The sequence below is a fragment of the Marinobacter sp. E2 genome (genome assembly GCF_055755345.1).
The window spans coordinates 3168427-3185422 of record NZ_CM146911.1 but is presented as its reverse complement, the minus strand read 5'-3'; the positions used below and the strand labels follow the sequence as shown (position 1 = coordinate 3185422).

Genomic DNA, 16996 nt, shown 5'->3' with positions numbered 1-16996 from the left:
GACACCGCAACAACCATGAAAACCGTTGCCATCATCGACTACGGCATGGGCAACCTTCACTCTGCCAAAAAGGCGGTGGAGCACGTTGCTCCGGATACCACCGTACTGGTCACCGACAACGCCCGGAAAATCCGCGAAGCTGACCGCGTTATCCTCCCGGGCGTGGGCGCCATCCGCGATTGCATGGCCGAAATGCAGCGCCTGGGTGTTGTCGAGCTGGTTCGCGAAGTCTCGCAGGATCGTCCGTTCCTGGGCATCTGCGTTGGCATGCAGGCCCTGATGTCCCGCAGCGAGGAAAACCGGGGCGTTGACTGCATCGGCCTGTTTCCCTCGCAAGTACGCTACTTCGGCGACCACCTGACCGAGAACGGCGAACGACTGAAAGTGCCGCACATGGGCTGGAACCAGGTTTACCAGTCGGTTGATCACCCCCTTTGGCACAACATCCCGGATGGCGACCGCTTCTACTTCGTGCACAGCTATTACGCCGAGGCCGAGGGCAATGCCGACATGGCAGGCCGAACCCATTACGGCGTGGACCTGGCTGCCGCGGTTGCCAGGGACAATATCTTTGCCGTGCAATTCCACCCGGAGAAAAGTGCCCGGGCGGGTTTGCAGCTTCTGAAAAATTTCACAGACTGGACTGGAAAATGCTGATAATTCCCGCGATCGACCTCAAAGACGGCAAATGCGTTCGCTTGCGTCAGGGCCGTATGGACGACTCCACGGTATTTGGCGACGACCCGGTCGACATGGCCACCCGGTGGGTGGAAGCCGGCGCCCGTCGTTTGCACCTGGTTGATCTGAACGGCGCCTTCGCCGGTGAGCCGGTAAACGGCGAGATTGTCCAGGCCATCGCCCGCAAATACCCGGACCTGCCCATCCAGATTGGCGGCGGTATCCGCTCGGCAGAAACCATCGAAGCCTACCTCAAGGCTGGCGTACAGTGGGTCATCATCGGCACCAAAGCCGTGAAGGAGCCCGAGTTCGTGACGGAAATGTGCAGGAAATTCCCGGGCCACATCATTGTTGGTCTCGACGCCAAAGACGGACGCGTTGCCACCGACGGCTGGGCCGAAGTCTCCGAAGTGATGGCCACCGATCTGGCCAAACGCTTTGCCAATGACGGCGTTGAGTCCATCGTCTACACCGACATCAGCCGTGACGGCATGATGCAGGGCGTGAACGTGGAAGCCACAGCGGCACTGGCCGAAGAAGGCGGTATCCCGGTGATTGCCTCCGGTGGGGTGACCAACATGGACGACCTCAAGCGCCTGGCCACCGTCGCCGACAAAGGCATTCTCGGCGCCATCACCGGTCGGGCCATCTACGAGGGCACCCTCGATGTGGCCGAAGCCCAGGCCTTCTGTGACAGCCTGAAGGGGTAAGCAAACCATGGCACTGGCGAAACGCATCATTCCCTGCCTTGATGTCGACAAGGGACGAGTGGTCAAAGGCGTGAATTTCGTGGATATCCGCGATGCCGGCGATCCGGTGGAAGTGGCCCGTCGCTACAACGAGCAGGGCGCCGATGAAATCACCTTCCTGGATATCACCGCCAGCCACGAAAGTCGCGATACCACCTATGAGACCGTCGAACGGATGGCGGCGGAAGTGTTTATCCCGTTGACCGTGGGTGGCGGCGTGCGCACCGTGGACGACATTCGCAAACTGCTGAATGCCGGTGCCGACAAGGTCTCCATCAACACCGCTGCCGTGTTCAACCCGGAGTTCGTGCGGGAAGCGGCAGAGCGTTTCGGGAGCCAGTGCATTGTGGTGGCCATTGATGCCAAGCGGGTCAGTGCCGAGAATGAATCGCCCCGCTGGGAGATTTTCACTCACGGTGGCCGCAAGCCAACCGGCCTGGATGCCGTCGAGTGGGCCCGCAAGATGGTGGACATGGGCGCCGGCGAGTTGCTGCTTACCAGCATGGACCGGGACGGCACCAAGATCGGCTTTGATCTTGGCCTGACCAGGGCCGTGAGCGACGCGGTGATCGTACCGGTGATTGCTTCGGGGGGCGTGGGCGAACTGCAACACCTGGCCGACGGTGTTACCCAGGGAGGGGCCGACGCGGTGCTGGCGGCCTCCATTTTCCATTTCGGCCAGCACACCATTCCGGAAGCCAAGGCCTTCATGAAGGCCCAGGGCATCGAAGTCCGGGACTGATCCTACTTCTTCTGCGCAAGGGCAGGTCGGATGGCCTGCTTTTCGCCCTCTGCAAACATCTCGCGATTGCCATTGCGCATGGCCCACAGCCCGCTGACCGTAGCAATGGCGATGCCCTGGCGGTCCAGTTCTGGCAGGTGCTTTTCCAGATAATCCACGGTGACCTTGTGAGGATGGCCAATGCCAATGGCACTGCCGTTCTCGCGGGCGCGCTTGATCAGCAGCTTGAACTGGCGATCAATGAACTCTTCGGTCTGCTCGTGATCAAGGAAGACATCCCGTGCCAGGGTCGGAATCCGGTAGGCTTCGGCCACATCGCCAGCAACCGTGGAAGCGATGGTGCGGCTGTCGACGAAGTACACCGGGTAACGGAACAGCTCTTTCATGATCCAGTCCATGGGCTGCAGCTGCTGGGTCAGCAGGCTGCCCATGTGGTTGTTGACCCCGCGAACATGGGGAATGGACTGCAGGGCGCGGCGAAGGGTTGTTGCCATGCTTTGTTCGTCCATGTCCGGCGTCAGGCCGCCGGGGCCGAGCCCGAAATTGCGGGTGTTGGCCATGGGCGCGTGGAGCATGATTTCCTTGTTCTGGCGATGGGCGAGTCGGGCCAGGGTGTCGGTATGGCGGCGGTAGGGCAGGAACGCCAGGGTCAGGGGCTGGTCCATCATGGCCAGACGCTCACCCTCGGCCAGGTCATGGCCCATGTCGTCGATGATGATCGCGATGGTGGGTGGCAGCGTCCGGTTGCCGGGTTCCGCGGAAGCCACGCCGGCGCTGGTCATGAGAACCAGCACCAGCAGTGTGACGGCTGCTTTCACTGACTGTTTCCTTTCGTCATGCCCCTGGTCTTCGGGTTGAGGATATGGATCCCTTTGAGCAGGTTCAGGGCCGAGCGAAGCTGGTAGTCGCGCTCTGCCAGCGATACCGAATCAGCCTCTTCAGGCCGGTCGGCTTTCTCCTGTTCCTGTTCCTTCTCGTTCTGTCCTTCCAGGTGCCCGCTCAGGTCGGCCTCGGTAAAGAAGGGTTTGCTGTCCAGCTCCTTCAGCTCAGCCGGGCGCACAACGATGTCGGGCTTGATGCCGGTCGCCTGGATGGAGCGGCCGTCCGGGGTGTAGTACCGGGCGGTGGTCATCTTGATGGCATGGGTTTCATCCAGCGGAATCACGGTTTGAACGCTGCCCTTGCCGAACGACTGGGTGCCCATCACCACGGCTCTTTCGTGGTCCTGCAGCGCGCCTGCCAGAATTTCGGAAGCGGACGCCGAGCCGCCGTTGATCAGAACCACAATCGGGGTGCCTTCCATCACGTCCCCTTCCCGGGCGCTGAAACGCAGGCGCGAGCTCTGGATACGGCCCTCGGTGTAAACAATCAGGCCTTCATCCAGCAGCGCGTCGGCCGATTCCACCGCAGCCTGGAGCACGCCGCCCGGATTGTTTCGCAGGTCGATGATCAGGCCATCCAGGTCCCGGCCCAATTCTTCCTCAAGGGCTACCAGAGCGTCCTTGAACTGGCTGCCGGTGTCGGCCTGGAACTGGGTGATCCGGACATAGCCATAGCCGTTTTCCAGCATGCGGGATTTCACGCTGGTGACCTTGATCACATCGCGCTCAACGTCAATCTCGATCGGCGCGCTCTCTCCCTCACGCATGATGGTCAGGGTGACGATGGTGCCCGGTTTGCCGCGCATCAGTTTGACGGCTTCCTCCAGGCTCATCCCTTTCACCGGATTTTCGTCCAGCTTGATGATCAGGTCGCCGGCCTGTACCCCGGCTTTCTGGGCGGGGGTGTCGTCGATCGGGGCAATGACTTTCACAAAGCCATTTTCCATACCCACTTCGATGCCCAGGCCCCCGAATTCGCCCGAGGTGCTCTCCTCCAGCTCTTCGTAGTCCTTGGGCGCCAGGTAGGTGGAATGCGGGTCCAGGTCCGAGAGCATGCCCTTGATAGCGCTTTCCAGCAGCTTCCGGTCGCTCACTTCCTCAACGTAGGCGTCCTTGATGCGGCTGAACACCTCGGTGAACTTGCGCAGATCCTCCAGGGGAAGCTGTTTCTCCGGGTCGGGCAGGCTGATCTGGACCCGTTCACCGTTCTGGATGCCTTCCAGCAGCTGTTCGGTTTCCGATGCCGGTTCCTGCGCCAGGGCAAGCCCGGAGGCGGTGGCAAAACAGGTAGCGATCACAAGTGTGCGTAAAGGCGTGGCATGGAGTGTACTTCTGACCCGTTTCATTCCCATATCCTGTTTTGATTCCGATAGTTGGACCCGTTCCCCGGCTCCGGACAGTATGGCGCCACCCGGGCCGTTTGTCAGCCCTTGGCGGAGACGTCAGTTTGCCAGCCAGCGGCGGGGATTGTCAGGCTTGCCGTTGTGTCGAACTTCAAAATACAGGGCTGGCGTATCGGTGCCGCCGGTCTGTCCTGCGATGGCGATGGACTCCCCGGCTGTAACCCAGTCGCCGGGGCTGGTGAAGAGGCTGCTGCTGTGGCCATAGAGTGTCATGTAGCCATCGCCGTGATCAATGATGGTGATCAGGCCAAAGCCCCGCAGCCAGTTGGCGAAAACCACACGGCCGTGGTGTATGGCGCGGATTTCCGCTTCTTCCCCGGTTCGGATCAGCAGGCCGGTGCGGCGCAGCTTGCCGTCGGCGTAGCGATCGCCAAAGCCACTCAGGACCTGGCCCTGTACCGGCCAGGGCAGCCGGTTGCGAAGTGAGGCAAAGGGCTTGGATTCGTTCGGGGACGGAATGTTATTGATGGCCTGCTGGACTTCTTCCAGCAATTTTTCAAGGCGCTTGCGGTCTGATTCCAGCTCCTGGCGTTCGCTGCGGCGGTTCTGAATGTCGGCATTTAGGGAGGCGAGGGTCTGTTGCCGTTCCTGTCGCGACTGCGCCAACGCCTGCTGACGCTGGGCCAGACCTTTTTCGGTGTTGGCCAGCTCAACCCGGGTGGCCTCAACCGCGGCCTGAGTGGTCCGGAGCTCCTCCAGGCTTGCGCGGAAGGCTTCAAGCCGGGTGACTGTGTGTTTGCTCAGGTACTCGTAGTAGGTGAGGGTGCGGGCAATCCGGTCCGGATCAATCTCATTGAGCAGCACCTTGACCGCCGGCGCATCCCCTTCCATCCAGGCGGCGCGAATCTGGCTCTTGAGGCTTTCCCGCTGGCGGTCGAGGGTGCGGGACAACTCCCTTTCCTCGTTTTCAAGTTGGGCCAGCCGCTGCTTCTGTTGCTCGGCCTGCTCGCGCAGGGACCGACGTTCACGGGTCAGGCGGCTGATGGTTTTTTCAGTTTCGGCCAGTTGCCGCTCCAGGGCAGAGCGGTCTTCTTCGGCGTCGGCCAGCCACTCATCGATATCCTCAATCTGTTCCTTGAGTTCCTCGATCTGGGCTGGTGTCACGTCCTGCTGGGCGAGAACCGGCGCTGCGCCCAGGCCAAGGGCGAGCGCCAGCAGTGCGGCTGATCGCACGGCGAATATCCGCTGTCTGATCAACCGAGCTCAACCAGGCTGTGCCCGGTCATTTCCTTCGGTTGTTCCAGTCCCATCAGGGCGAGGAGAGTGGGCGCGACATCGCTCAAGCTGCCGTCGTCCCGGAGGTTCACCTGGCGATGGCCGGTGTAGACCAGCGGTACCGGGCCGATGGTGTGCGCGGTGTGGACCTGCCCGGAGTTGGGATCGGTCATCTGCTCGCAGTTGCCGTGATCGGCGGTGATCAGGGCTTCGCCGCCCACCTCGTCGAGGGCTTCCACAACGCGCTTCACACACTCGTCGAGGCATTCCGCAGCCTTGATGGCGGCGTCCAGTTTGCCGGTGTGGCCGACCATGTCGCCGTTGGCGTAGTTGCAGACCACCAGGTCGTACTTGCCGCTCTTGATGGCTTCAACCAGCTTGTCGGTGACCTCGGGGGCGCTCATCTCCGGCTGAAGGTCGTAGGTGGCGACCTTGGGGGAGGGCACCAGGATGCGATCCTCGCCGTCGAACGGCGTTTCCAGGCCGCCGTTAAAGAAGAAGGTCACGTGCGCGTACTTCTCGGTTTCGGCAATGCGCAGCTGGGTCTTGCCCTGCTTGGCCATGTACTCGCCGAGCCCGTTGGTCAGCTGTTCCGGCGGGTAGGCGCAGGAGGTTTTGATGTCGGCCGCGTACTCGGTCAGCATCACAAAATCCGCCAGTTCCGGATATTTCTGGCGCTGGAAGCCATCGAAATCCTTCTCCACGAAGGTGCGGGTCATTTCCCGGGCGCGGTCGGCCCGGAAGTTCATGAACAGAACGCTGTCGCCGTCATTGATGGTGCCTTCGGACTCGCCGGGCGCCTGGATCCGGGTGGGGGATACGAACTCGTCGTTCTCACCGCGCTCGTAGGCTTGCTCCAGGCCGGAGACCGGGTCCTTGGCAACAAATTCGGCGGTGCCCTGGGTCATCAGGTTGTAGGCGGCCTCGATGCGATCCCAGCGGTTGTCGCGGTCCATGGCGTAGTAGCGGCCAACCAGGGAGGCTACCCGGCCAACCCCGAGGCTTTTCAGTTTGGCAGCGGCTTTTTCCAGCGAGGCCTTGGCGCTGCGGGGCGGCATGTCGCGGCCGTCGAGAAACGCATGTACGTAAACTTCCTTCGCTCCGCGGGCGGCAGCCAGTTCGGCGGCGGCCAGAATGTGATCTTCGTGGCTGTGTACGCCACCGGGGGACATAAGGCCCATCAGGTGTACCGCGCGGCCGCTCTGTACGGCCTTGTCGATGGCGGCACACAGCACCGGGTTTTCCTGGAAGGTGCCGTCTTCAAGGTCTTTGTCGATGCGGGTCAGGCTCTGGTACACCACGCGGCCAGCGCCGAGGTTCATGTGGCCGACTTCGGAGTTGCCCATCTGCCCCTGTGGCAGGCCCACAAACATGCCCGAGGTGTTGATCAGGGTCTTGGGCTGATTTTGCCAGAGCTTGTCCCAGAAAGGGGTATTGGCGTTGCTGATGGCGTTGTCCTCGGCCGGGTCGCGGTGGCCCCAGCCGTCCAGAATAATCAGTGCGGTCGGCTTGCGCATTGCAGTCATCATTCAGTCCGAAAGTAAAAATGTTAGTAAATTTACTAAAACGAAAATGCAGTTTATCTATTTTCGCATTTACTGACCAGTTTCGTCACCTTCTGTCCGGCAACCAGGCTGTGTATAATCCGGCCAAACTCACTATCAGGGTAAGTGCATGGACCGGTTGTTTGAATTTGTCGTTAACCACTACATTCTGGTGTCGCTGTTTGTGGCATTTCTGGTGGCGATCCTTATTCTGGAGTCCCGTCGCGGTGGTGCCAAGATCTCGGCCCAGGGCGCGGTCAACCTCATCAATAAAGACGAAGCCGTGGTGGTGGACATCCGGGACCGCAAGGAGTTTGGTGAGGGCCGTATTACCGGTTCCATCAACATTCCGCTGAACAGCTTGAAAAGCCGGGTCAACGAGCTGAGTAAATTCAAGGACAAGCAGATCATTGTGGCCGACAAGATGGGCCAGCATTCAGCCATGGCGGTAAAACAGCTGAATGCCGAGGGCTTCAGCAACGTGTCGCGGCTCAATGGGGGTATCGCTGACTGGAAAGCCAGCAATCTGCCGCTGGTGAAGAAATAGAGCCGGCCTTGATCTGAAACCCAATCTGCCGCACTGTTTCACATTAGCCGGCCGGGCGCCGACGTAGAATGCTTCGGCAGCAGACCAGATAACACCCCACAATAAAGGGGCTCCGTGCCCCACGATTGAGAACGAAAGGATTGAACATGGCTGAGAACCAGCAAGCCGCCGCAGGCGGTGACAACCAGAACCAACCGCAGTTTGCCCTTCAGCGCATCTATGTGAAGGACCTGTCTTTCGAATCACCCAACTCTCCGCTGGTTTTTCAGGAGCAGTGGAAGCCGCAGGTGAACCTGGACCTGAACACCTCCCACAACAAGGTCAGTGACAACCAGTACGAGGTTGTACTTTCCCTGACCGTCACCGCGAAGGTGGGAGAGAAAGTCGCCTACATCGTTGAGATTCAGCAGGGCGGCGTGTTCCTGGTGCAGGGTATTGAAGGTCAGCAGCTGGGCCAGATGCTTGGCGCCTACTGCCCGACCATTCTGTTCCCCTATGCCCGCGAAGCCATTGATGGCGTGGTCAACAAGGGCAGCTTCCCGGCCCTGATGCTGGCGCCGGTGAACTTCGATGCCATCTACGCCCAGGCCCTCAAGCGCAAGCAGGAAGAGGCCGCTGGCGAGGCGAAGGAAGAGCAGCAGGCGCACTGATCGCCGCTCTCTGGAAAAGAAAAAACCGGCCCTGGCCGGTTTTTTTGTGCCTGCACGGTTTCTGGTCTAGACCGCACCCTGGAAGCCCAGTTGCCGCCAGGCCTCGTAAACCACCAGCGCGGCGGTATTGGAGAGATTCAGGCTCCGGCTCTCTGGGCGCATGGGTACCCGCAGTCGCCGCTCTGGCGGCAGGGATTCCCGGATCTCCACGGGCAGGCCCCGGGTTTCCGGACCGAACATCAGGTAGTCGCCGTCCTGAAAACTCACCTGATGGTAATGGGTGTGGCCTTTGGTGGTCAGCCCGAACAGGCGTTCAGGCTGCTCGCTGGCCAGGAACTCGTGATAGTTCTTGTGGACTTTGACCGAGGCGTATTCGCTGTAATCGAGGCCGGCCCGCCGCATCTGCTTGTCCTCCAGGTTAAAACCCAGCGGTTCGATCAGATGCAGCTGACAGCCGGTGTTGGCGCACAGCCGGATGATGTTACCGGTATTCGGCGGTATCTCCGGCTCGTACAGCACCACGTGGAGCATACAGCTCAGCGCTCAACCGCCAGGGCCACGCCCATGCCACCGCCGATGCACAGGGTCGCCAGGCCCTTGTGGGCATCGCGGCGAACCATCTCATGCAGCAGGGAGACGAGAATCCGGCAGCCAGAGGCGCCGATGGGGTGGCCCAGGGCAATGGCGCCGCCGTTCACGTTTACCTTGCTGGTGTCCCAGCCCATGTCCCGGTTCACCGAAATGGCCTGAGCGGCGAAGGCCTCGTTGGCCTCTACCAGGTCGAGCTCGTCGACGCTCCAGCCGGCCCGCTGCAGGCAGCGCTGGCTGGCGGGAATCGGGCCGGTGCCCATGATGGTGGGGTCTACGCCGGCGTTGGCGTGGGCCTTGATGGTGGCCAGCGGCGTCAGCCCCAGCTCCCTGGCTTTCTCGGCGCTGCACACCATAACGGCAGCGGCGCCGTCGTTCAGCGAGGAGGCGTTGCCTGCGGTTACCGTGCCGTCCTTCTTGAAGGCGGCACGCAGGTTGGCCAGGCCTTCGGCGGTAACGCCGTCACGGGGGCCTTCGTCGCGGTCGACCACGATGGGGTCGCCTTTGCGCTGGGGAATGGTGACCGGCACGATCTGGTCATCGAAATAACCGGCGGCACGTGCCGCGGCGGCTTTCTGCTGGGAAGCGGCAGCGAATTCGTCCTGCTCCTGCCGGCTGATGCCGTATTTCTCGACGATGTTCTCGGCAGTGATGCCCATGTGGTAGTCGTTGAAGGCGTCCCAGAGGCCGTCCTTGATCATGGTATCGACCAGGTTCCAGTCGCCCATGCGCTGGCCATTACGGCTGTTGGGCAGAACGTGAGGGGCCTGGCTCATGCTCTCCTGGCCACCGGCAATCATCAGCTCGGCGTCGCCACAGCGAATGGCCTGCACCGCCATGTGCACCGCCTTCAGGCCCGAGCCACAGACCTTGTTGATGGTCATGGCGGGCACGGAAGCCGGGATGCCGGCGTTGATGGCCGACTGGCGAGCCGGGTTCTGGCCGCAGCCGGCGGTCAGTACCTGGCCCAGTACCACTTCGTTCACCTGGTCTCCTGGCACGCCGGTTTGCTCCAGGATCGCCTTGATGACGGCGGTGCCGAGCTGGTCGGCACGCAGGCTGGAGAGACCTCCGCCAAAGGTTCCGATGGCGGTACGACGGGCGGCAACAATAACGACATCTCTCATGGGGATTCTCCGGATCGTAGGGACGCCCGGGGCGCAGCCCGGGACACGCAGGATTGAAAGCTGCCGGCATTGTATCCGGAAAGCCGCCCTTGGCCAAAGCCGGCAGGCTACATGTTCAGGCTTCGACCGCCGTCCACGGCCAGTATCTGCCCGGTAATGAAGGGGGCGTCGCAGATCAGGAAAGCAATGGTGCCGGCGATGTCGTCCGGGTCACCGGTACGTGCCAGCGGGGTCTTGTCCAGAATGGCCTGCTGCGCCGATTCGCCCATGGCAGCCTCGCCTTCCGGCCAGAGAATGGCGCCTGGCGACACGCCGTTCACCCGCACCTCGGGCGCGAGGTCATTCGCCCAGGAGCGGGTCAGGGCGGCAAGGCCGGCCTTACTGGCGCAGTAAAGTGGGTGGTCGGCGATGGGCTTTTCGCTGTAGATGTCGATCATGTTCACCACTGAGCCCCGGGATGCCTTCAGGGCGGGAAGGCAGGCCTGCAACAGAAAGAAAGGCGCCCGCAGATTGGCGCTCATGATGGTGTCCCAGTCGTCTCCGGTGGCCCGGGCGGTGGGCGTGGGATAGAACACGGAGGCGTTGTTGACCAGTGCGTCCAGCCGTCCCCAGCGGGCAATGGTGTCGCCGGCCAGCCGGTTGATGTCTTCATCCCGGGCGAGGTCGGCCTGCAGCGCGCAGGCGGAATCCGTACGCTGCCGGTTCAGGTCGTACACCAGAGCCTGGGCCTCGTCTTCCCGGCCCCGGTAATGAATCACAAGGTTCCAGCCCCGGCGGTGGAGGGTTCGGGCGGTGTGGGCTCCAAGACGATGGGCCGAGCCGGTTACCAGGGCTACGGGGGTGTTGTCAGACATCGGAACTCCCTATGGTTGGTGGGTGGCAATCGCCAGGTCGATTCGCCGTTGTCGCTCCTTGCGGATGGCCTCGCCCAGGGCCTTGCCCTTGTAACCTTGGTCCAGCAGCTCGGCCGGATCAACCCCGCTGGCGGCCCGGGACGCCCGGCGCAGCAGATCAACAGCCCGGGCTGCGTCGGGCAGCGCGCAGTCGAGCACCCGCAGCAGCTGTTCGAAGCGTTCGGATCGGCGCCACAGGTCGGCTCTGTCCAGAAGATCCAGCAGAACAGCGCTGTCCGGGGCCGATGGGTCAAGTGCGGTAAGTTCCGTTTTCAGTGCGGTGCCCAGACGCGCCAGATTCTGGCTGTCCCTGGGGGCCTTGAGGGCGCGGGCCCTGTCGAGTGCCTGCGCTTCGGAAAGGGGCGACAGGATTGCAGCGAAACGCTCTTCGGTGGCGGTGTCGGGTATGCCATGAATGCAGCGAAGAGCCGCCATCGCTGCCTCGAACGATGCCTGAGGATCGAGTTCCGGAATCAGTACCGCCAGCGCCCCACAGCTCCGCAACACGGAGAAAAACGTCTCCGGTGACCGTTCGTGGAGGGCTCGCTGCAGTTCCTGCCAGACTCGTTCTGGCACCAGGTGTTCTACTTCGCCGTCGCGCACCATGTGTTGCATGAGTGCCTGGGTCTGGTCGCAGACGGTAAACCCCAGGGGCTGGAAACGCGCAGCGAATCGGGCGGTGCGCAGGATTCGAAGGGGATCTTCGGCAAAGGCTTCCGATACGTGGCGAAGGGTGCGATTGCGGATATCGGCCCGGCCCTGGAAGGGATCCACCAGCTCGCCATCCTCGGTTTTCGCCATGGCGTTGATGGTGAGGTCGCGGCGCTGGAGGTCCTGCTCGAGGGTAACATCCGGCGCGCTGTATACGGTAAAGCCGTGGTAACCGCGACCCTGCTTGCGCTCGGTCCTGGCAAGGGCATATTCCTCCCGGGTTGCCGGGTGCAGGAACACCGGAAAGTCCGCGCCCACCTGCTTGAACCCCTTGGCCAGCATGTCTTCCGGGGTGGCGCCCACCACCACCCAGTCCCGGTCTTTAACCTCAAGACCGAGCAGTTCGTCGCGAACAGCACCACCCACCAGATAGGCTTGCATCACATGTCTGATTCTTTTCAGGGAATGTGTGCCGGATTATCCGGTGAGCGGGTGCTGTTCGCAAATCAGAGGCGGAGGCCGGTCAGAAGGCCGCACCCACTTCGATGGCCGCGCCCACATCGGCATCGCTGACCAGACCCGCCAGATCGACGCGGGCACCCAGAATGTTCAGCCCCAGGCCAGCGGTGAACTGGGTCTTCTCTTCAATGCCGTCGTTGTCGTCGTTGCTCGCCAGGTTCTGCCGGGCACCGATGCGAAGCTGGGCGTAACGGAAGGCATCAAACTCGGCGCCTACCGCCAGCCACTGGGTATCGTCCTCGTAGCCAAAGGCTTTCTTCTTGGTCAGGTCCAGCTCGGCGGTAATCACGTGATAATCGCCCCGGTGCGCCAGGCCCACGGTTACCATGGGGTCGAGTTCCAGGGTGCGAACTTCCTCGCCCAGCAGCGGACGGCTGGCGGCGGAATCGAGTTCCATGGGAATCAGGTTCCGCACGGACGCGCCGGCGTTCCACTGCTGCTCTGAGCCAAAGGCATAGGCAGCACCGAGGTCTAGGTTGAAGCCGCTCTTGTCAGTCTGGTATTGCTCGCCGTCGAAGTCGTCGTCTTCAAAGCCGGAAACGGTCTCGGTGTACTGGAAGGTTTGCAGATTCACGTACTTGGGAGACAGCCCCAACTGCAGCCGTTGGCCGTTGCTCAGCTCGATGGCGCGGGCGAAGGTCACCCCCAGCTCGGCAACGGCGGAGGCGAGAATCTTGCCCCGGGATTCCAGGCCGTCGGTGACGCCAGAGGTTGCCGGCACAGAGCCGTTTTCCAGGCCGGCCAGCAGCGCGTCATCGCTGGCGGCATACTCGCCGCGCACCGTGGCGGTCAGGTTGCCATTGGTAAAGACACCCACGGACAATCCCTGCGAAGGTACCGCCAATCCCAGGCCCAGGCCGATGTTGGCGCGCATCGTGTCGCGATCAAAGGTCTGGAGCTGGTCCCGCAGGATACCGGCCTGGTTCTGGGCTTCGGTCTGGTTCAGGTTGTCCACTGCCTGTTCCAGATTATCGATGGTGTCCTGGATGCGGTCGATCTGGTCGATGGTGTCTTCTTCGTCGGCCAGCCGTGCGTTCACTGAAATCAGCTGCAGACCGAAGTCGTCATTCCAGCTGTGATGGTCAGCGGCCAGCATGGCCGGGTTGGCCACCAGGGCATCGGCGGGGGTCGCGACGGCCACGCCGGTTCCAGCCATGGCGAAGGAGCGGGCAGACTTGAATGATTGGGGGCTGGCGAGGGTGGCGGTGGTGGCCAGTGACAGCCCGACGGCCAGGGCAAGTCGGGTCATACGGTATTCGGTCATAGTGGATCTCGTTGGCAGTAAACTGGTTGTTAAAAGGCAAAGCAGATATGCGATCCTCAGAGGGTAATGCAGAAGCCGGCGGTGGACACGACGCTTGGGGTAACCGTTTGTTCCAGAACTGTAAACGGAGGCAGAATTTTGCCGCTTCACCGCCGATTACCCGGCGCTGCCCGTGCCTTTGCTCGAAATATCAGTAGCCTGGAAAAACTGGCGCACTTTTTTCATGGGGCATGGCAAACCTGTCAGGACGTACTTTGGAGAACTGCAATGATCCTTCGCTGGATACTCATCCCTGTGCTGGCCTTCGGCCTTGCCGCCTGCGCCCCTACCGGCGGCTTCCGCGGCGACGGTGACCAGTCCCTGCGGGATACCGATCTGGAGCCTATCACCGTGCGTGTCAGCGGTCTGGGTACCTACGCCGACGCCGCCTCCGACCGAACGGACAGCCGCAAACGCTTGCTGGCGCGCCGCGCCTCACAGCTGGACGCCTACCGCAATCTGGTGGAGCGGGTATACGGCACGGTGGTTTATGGAAGCTCCACGGTGAACGACTTCGTGCTGCGCAATGACATGTTCCGGACGTACGTGGACAGTTACATCCGGGGTGCCAAGCTGGTGGCGGTAAACGAACACAGCGATGGGGTTTTCGAGACGGTCATGGAGCTGAAGCTCGAGCCCAGGTTCCGGGCCTGTGTCGCCAAGGTCGCCGACGACCAGGTGCAGGATCTTTGCCCGATTCCCATGCCCCAGGACAACGACAGTATTGGCGACGTTCAGAGCAGGGGCGTTGATTCCCTGTACTACCTCGAGTAGCTGGCCATGATGAGATGTTCGACCCGTTCCGTTGCAACCTGGCTGATGCTGCTGGCGTTGACCTTTGCCGCCGGTGCACGGGCCGTGGTGCTGGAAGGTGTGGGCCATGCCAACATCCATAACGGGGATCTGGAAGCCGCCCGGGCAGAAGCCCGCAAAGCTGCGATGCGCGATCTCTCGCTGCAGTATGAGGCCAGGGTAAGCACCCGCGATACCATGGAAAACGGGGTGCTCACGGAATCCCGTACCCAGCTGGCCTCGGCGGTGAACGCGCGTAATGTGCGCATCATTGACGAATACCGCAATGGCAACCTGTTGCGAGTGACGGTTCAGGGGGATGTCAGCGCTGGCGCCGGCCAGTGTGCCGCCGGCGACGCCGGGAGATTGAGAAAGCGGGTGGCCATCACCGGTTTTCCCCTGCTGTACCCGGACCAGGCCCGGGTGGGCCGCCTGGACGACGCCGGCGAAATCTTGCCGCAACAGCTCCAGCGGCGACTGGTGGAGCGGGGCGGCCTTCAGGTTTTTGCCGCCACCACCTCACGGCTGTTCGGTGACCTGCTGAATGCGCCCACCGTGCAGGCGGGCGACAATAGGTTGAGCAACATGTCCCAGCTGGCGCGGGAACTGGACGCCCAGTTTGTGGTAACCGGTGTCATCCGCGACCTGGGGGTTGCTGATCCCTCAGCCTGGGGCACATCCGTACTCGATGGGCTGCAGCGTGGATTGGGCACCGTTGACCAGAGCCGGAGGTTTGCGGTCGATCTGGTGGTGTTTGACGGTTTCAGTGGCGCGCCGGTGTACCAGCAGCGGTTTGAAACTGCCGCAGAATGGAATGCCGGCCCCGGAAGCTCGACAGGCTTCGGCTCCGCCGGCTTCCAGAAAACGGCTTACGGCCAGTCTGTGCAGGCGCTGATCGGCGAGATGGCGGGCGCGGTGTCCGAGGCTCTGGCCTGCCAGCCTTTCATGACACGGGTGGCGAGAGTCGACGGCCACGGGGTGACCCTGGAGTCCGGCTCAACAGCGGGACTTCGGCCCGGGGATGAGCTGAAACTCTACCGGAGCAAAAGGTACCTGGAGGCGCCAGAGGCTACCCCTGAACTCCACGATGCCGGGGTTTCGGTCACCATTGATCGGGTCCAGCCAAGGGAAAGCCGGGGTACCATGCCCCAGCCGGGGGTGATGGTGAACATCCAGAGGGACGACATCGCCATTCTCTGGTGATGAAGGCGGGGCTGGCCACGACGGTGGCAGCCCCGTGAGAATCTTGAGGGCAGTGCGCCTCAGGCGCTGGCGGCTTCGGCGGCGGCGATGTCGCGGATCTTGCCGACCATGGCGCGCAGGCCGTTGCCGCGAGTCGGGGAGATGTGGCGGAACAGATCCAGCTGTTCGAACAGCTCGTCGATATCGGTGGCCAGCAGGTCTCTCGGGGTCTTTCCGTTCAGTGCCACCAGAATGATGGCGGCCAGGCCGCGCACGATCATGGCGTCGGAATCAATCAGCAGGTAGAGCCGACCGGTGGTGTCATCGTAATGATGGATCAGCCAGACCTGGCTCTGGCAGCCGTGCACGTAGTTTTCTTCCACCCGGGCATCTTCCGGAAACGCCGGAAGCTGCTTGCCCAGGTCGATGATGAACGCGTAGCGCTCTTCCCAGTCGTCCAGCAGTTCGAAGCCATCCAGCACATCGTCCAGGGTGGTGTCTTTACCCAGAGGGTTGTTCAGAAAGTCCTGTTCGCTGGCGGTCATTTACAGCATCCCCAGTTCAAGCTTGGCTTCGTCGGTGAGCATGTCGTTGCTCCAGGGCGGATCGAAGGTCAGCTCAACGGTTACCTTGTCCACGTTGGGTACGTGCTCGAGTTTTGTCTTCACATCCTCGGTAATCACCGGGCCCATACCGCAGCCGGCGGCGGTCAGCGTCATCAGAACGTAAACGTGGTTGCCGTCCTCGGTGCCATTCTCGATCTTGCAGTCGTAAATCAGGCCCAGATCCACCACGTTTACCGGGATTTCCGGGTCGTAGCAGTTGCGCATGGCTTCCCAGACCTGATTTTCATTGACGGTGCCGTCTGCCGGCGTTTCAAAACTGCTTTCCAGGGGCTTTTTGCCGAGTGCATCGGCGTTGTGGCCTTCAACCCGGGCGAGGTTTCCATTCACCGTGACGGTGAAGGTGCCACCGAGCGACTGCGTGATGGTCACAAAGGTGTCCGACGGAATCATGATTTCGGTTCCGGAGGGGACAAGGCGGGCTTCCACCTCGCGTTTTGTCAGGACCACTTCGCGTTCTTGCATGCCGGTTCGGGCCTCGCTTTTTTCCAATCTTTGGTGTCGGATTACGCTTTGCTAATCCGACCTACACGTTCAGTGAGGGGTTACGCGACGGTGAAGCTCTCGCCGCAACCGCACTCGGCGGTGGCGTTCGGGTTGCGGAACTGGAACATGGAGTTCACGCCTTCCGTCACGAAATCAATCTCGATGCCGTTCACCAGTGGCAGATGCTCTTCCTTCACGAACACATCCACGCCGTCGATGTGAAACACCTTGTCGTCGGTGGCAGCTTCCTCCACCCACTGGGTTTCGTACTTGAAGCCGGAGCAGCCACTTTTCTTGATGGCCAGCCGGATACCGCGTGCGTCGGGCTTCTTGTCAAGCTGCTTGCGCACGTGCTTGACCGCGCTCGGGGTCATGGTGACGGCGACGCTCGGGGTGAAGACTTCAGCTGTCATGATTCCACCT

The 16996-nt window shown here is 61.8% G+C and carries 19 protein-coding genes; 7 read left to right on the top strand and 12 right to left on the bottom strand.

The window, feature by feature from the left end:
* The first annotated feature begins 15 nt into the window (after positions 1–15).
* The 3 genes from hisH to hisF are packed head-to-tail and all read left to right on the top strand — an operon-like array spanning position 16 to position 2169.
* Positions 16–657 (top strand): imidazole glycerol phosphate synthase subunit HisH, encoded by a 642-nt coding sequence (gene hisH, locus AC0J1C_RS14565; RefSeq protein ID WP_473044496.1) that lies wholly within the window; start codon positions 16–18, stop codon positions 655–657.
* The gene (gene hisA / locus AC0J1C_RS14560; RefSeq protein WP_375193185.1) at positions 651–1388 is read left to right on the top strand and encodes a 1-(5-phosphoribosyl)-5-[(5-phosphoribosylamino)methylideneamino]imidazole-4-carboxamide isomerase; all 738 of its coding nucleotides are present in this window, start codon (positions 651–653) and stop codon (positions 1386–1388) included. Before hisH ends, hisA begins: the two co-directional genes overlap by 7 nt.
* Before the next feature lie 7 nt (positions 1389–1395).
* A complete protein-coding gene (gene hisF, locus AC0J1C_RS14555; protein ID WP_473044495.1) occupies positions 1396–2169 on the top strand; it encodes an imidazole glycerol phosphate synthase subunit HisF in 774 nt (257 codons plus the stop codon).
* Between the two features lie 2 nt (positions 2170–2171).
* On the opposite strand, the gene AC0J1C_RS14550 is transcribed toward hisF, so the two are convergent.
* The 4 genes from AC0J1C_RS14550 to gpmM form a co-directional block, all read right to left on the bottom strand.
* Positions 2172–2951 carry a divergent polysaccharide deacetylase family protein gene (locus AC0J1C_RS14550; protein WP_375193215.1) on the bottom strand — a complete coding sequence of 260 codons (780 nt, stop codon included), beginning with the start codon at positions 2949–2951 and terminating at the stop codon, positions 2172–2174.
* Positions 2952–2983: 32 nt separating this feature from the next.
* Entirely contained in the window at positions 2984–4396 is a 1413-nt protein-coding gene (locus tag AC0J1C_RS14545; protein WP_473044494.1) for a S41 family peptidase, read from the bottom strand.
* Between the two features lie 96 nt (positions 4397–4492).
* A complete protein-coding gene (locus tag AC0J1C_RS14540) occupies positions 4493–5626 on the bottom strand; it encodes a murein hydrolase activator EnvC family protein (RefSeq protein WP_473044492.1) in 1134 nt (377 codons plus the stop codon).
* 20 nt (positions 5627–5646) lie between these two features.
* A complete protein-coding gene (gene gpmM / locus AC0J1C_RS14535; RefSeq protein ID WP_473046560.1) occupies positions 5647–7194 on the bottom strand; it encodes a 2,3-bisphosphoglycerate-independent phosphoglycerate mutase in 1548 nt (515 codons plus the stop codon).
* Between the two features lie 148 nt (positions 7195–7342).
* On the opposite strand from gpmM, the gene AC0J1C_RS14530 reads away from it, so the two are divergent.
* Both AC0J1C_RS14530 and secB read left to right on the top strand, forming a co-directional pair.
* Positions 7343–7759 carry a rhodanese-like domain-containing protein gene (locus AC0J1C_RS14530; protein ID WP_091987752.1) on the top strand — a complete coding sequence of 139 codons (417 nt, stop codon included), beginning with the start codon at positions 7343–7345 and terminating at the stop codon, positions 7757–7759.
* Between the two features lie 146 nt (positions 7760–7905).
* Positions 7906–8409 (top strand): protein-export chaperone SecB, encoded by a 504-nt coding sequence (secB, locus tag AC0J1C_RS14525; protein ID WP_375193189.1) that lies wholly within the window; start codon positions 7906–7908, stop codon positions 8407–8409.
* Positions 8410–8475: 66 nt separating this feature from the next.
* On the opposite strand, the gene trmL is transcribed toward secB, so the two are convergent.
* From trmL to AC0J1C_RS14500, 5 genes are all read right to left on the bottom strand, one after another.
* Positions 8476–8940, bottom strand: a complete 465-nt coding sequence (trmL, locus tag AC0J1C_RS14520) for a tRNA (uridine(34)/cytosine(34)/5-carboxymethylaminomethyluridine(34)-2'-O)-methyltransferase TrmL (protein WP_473044491.1) — start codon at positions 8938–8940, stop codon at positions 8476–8478.
* Positions 8941–8945: 5 nt separating this feature from the next.
* Complete coding sequence (locus AC0J1C_RS14515; protein WP_375193191.1) at positions 8946–10124, bottom strand: acetyl-CoA C-acetyltransferase; 1179 nt, start codon at positions 10122–10124, stop codon at positions 8946–8948.
* A gap of 107 nt (positions 10125–10231) precedes the next feature.
* Entirely contained in the window at positions 10232–10978 is a 747-nt protein-coding gene (locus tag AC0J1C_RS14510) for a pteridine reductase (protein ID WP_473044490.1), read from the bottom strand.
* A gap of 9 nt (positions 10979–10987) precedes the next feature.
* Positions 10988–12109: a tRNA nucleotidyltransferase/poly(A) polymerase-related protein gene (locus AC0J1C_RS14505; protein ID WP_473044489.1), complete on the bottom strand. Its 1122-nt coding sequence runs from the start codon at positions 12107–12109 to the stop codon at positions 10988–10990.
* Between the two features lie 82 nt (positions 12110–12191).
* Positions 12192–13451, bottom strand: coding sequence for a conjugal transfer protein TraF (locus AC0J1C_RS14500; protein ID WP_473044488.1), 1260 nt, complete (start codon positions 13449–13451; stop codon positions 12192–12194).
* A gap of 267 nt (positions 13452–13718) precedes the next feature.
* Between AC0J1C_RS14500 and AC0J1C_RS14495 the strand changes: the two genes are divergently transcribed.
* A complete protein-coding gene (locus tag AC0J1C_RS14495; RefSeq protein WP_375193195.1) occupies positions 13719–14264 on the top strand; it encodes an LPP20 family lipoprotein in 546 nt (181 codons plus the stop codon).
* 6 nt (positions 14265–14270) lie between these two features.
* Positions 14271–15485 (top strand): flagellar assembly protein T N-terminal domain-containing protein, encoded by a 1215-nt coding sequence (locus AC0J1C_RS14490; protein WP_473044487.1) that lies wholly within the window; start codon positions 14271–14273, stop codon positions 15483–15485.
* A 59-nt stretch (positions 15486–15544) separates the two neighbouring features.
* Here AC0J1C_RS14490 and AC0J1C_RS14485 read toward each other — a convergent pair whose 3' ends face one another.
* The 3 genes from AC0J1C_RS14485 to AC0J1C_RS14475 all read right to left on the bottom strand — a co-directional run bounded on the left by AC0J1C_RS14485 (position 15545) and on the right by AC0J1C_RS14475 (position 16986).
* Positions 15545–16009, bottom strand: coding sequence for a SufE family protein (locus AC0J1C_RS14485; protein WP_473044486.1), 465 nt, complete (start codon positions 16007–16009; stop codon positions 15545–15547).
* A complete protein-coding gene (sufT, locus tag AC0J1C_RS14480) occupies positions 16010–16552 on the bottom strand; it encodes a putative Fe-S cluster assembly protein SufT (protein ID WP_473044485.1) in 543 nt (180 codons plus the stop codon).
* Positions 16553–16632: 80 nt separating this feature from the next.
* The gene (locus AC0J1C_RS14475; RefSeq protein WP_375193199.1) at positions 16633–16986 is read right to left on the bottom strand and encodes a HesB/IscA family protein; all 354 of its coding nucleotides are present in this window, start codon (positions 16984–16986) and stop codon (positions 16633–16635) included.
* Positions 16987–16996 lie beyond the last annotated feature (10 nt).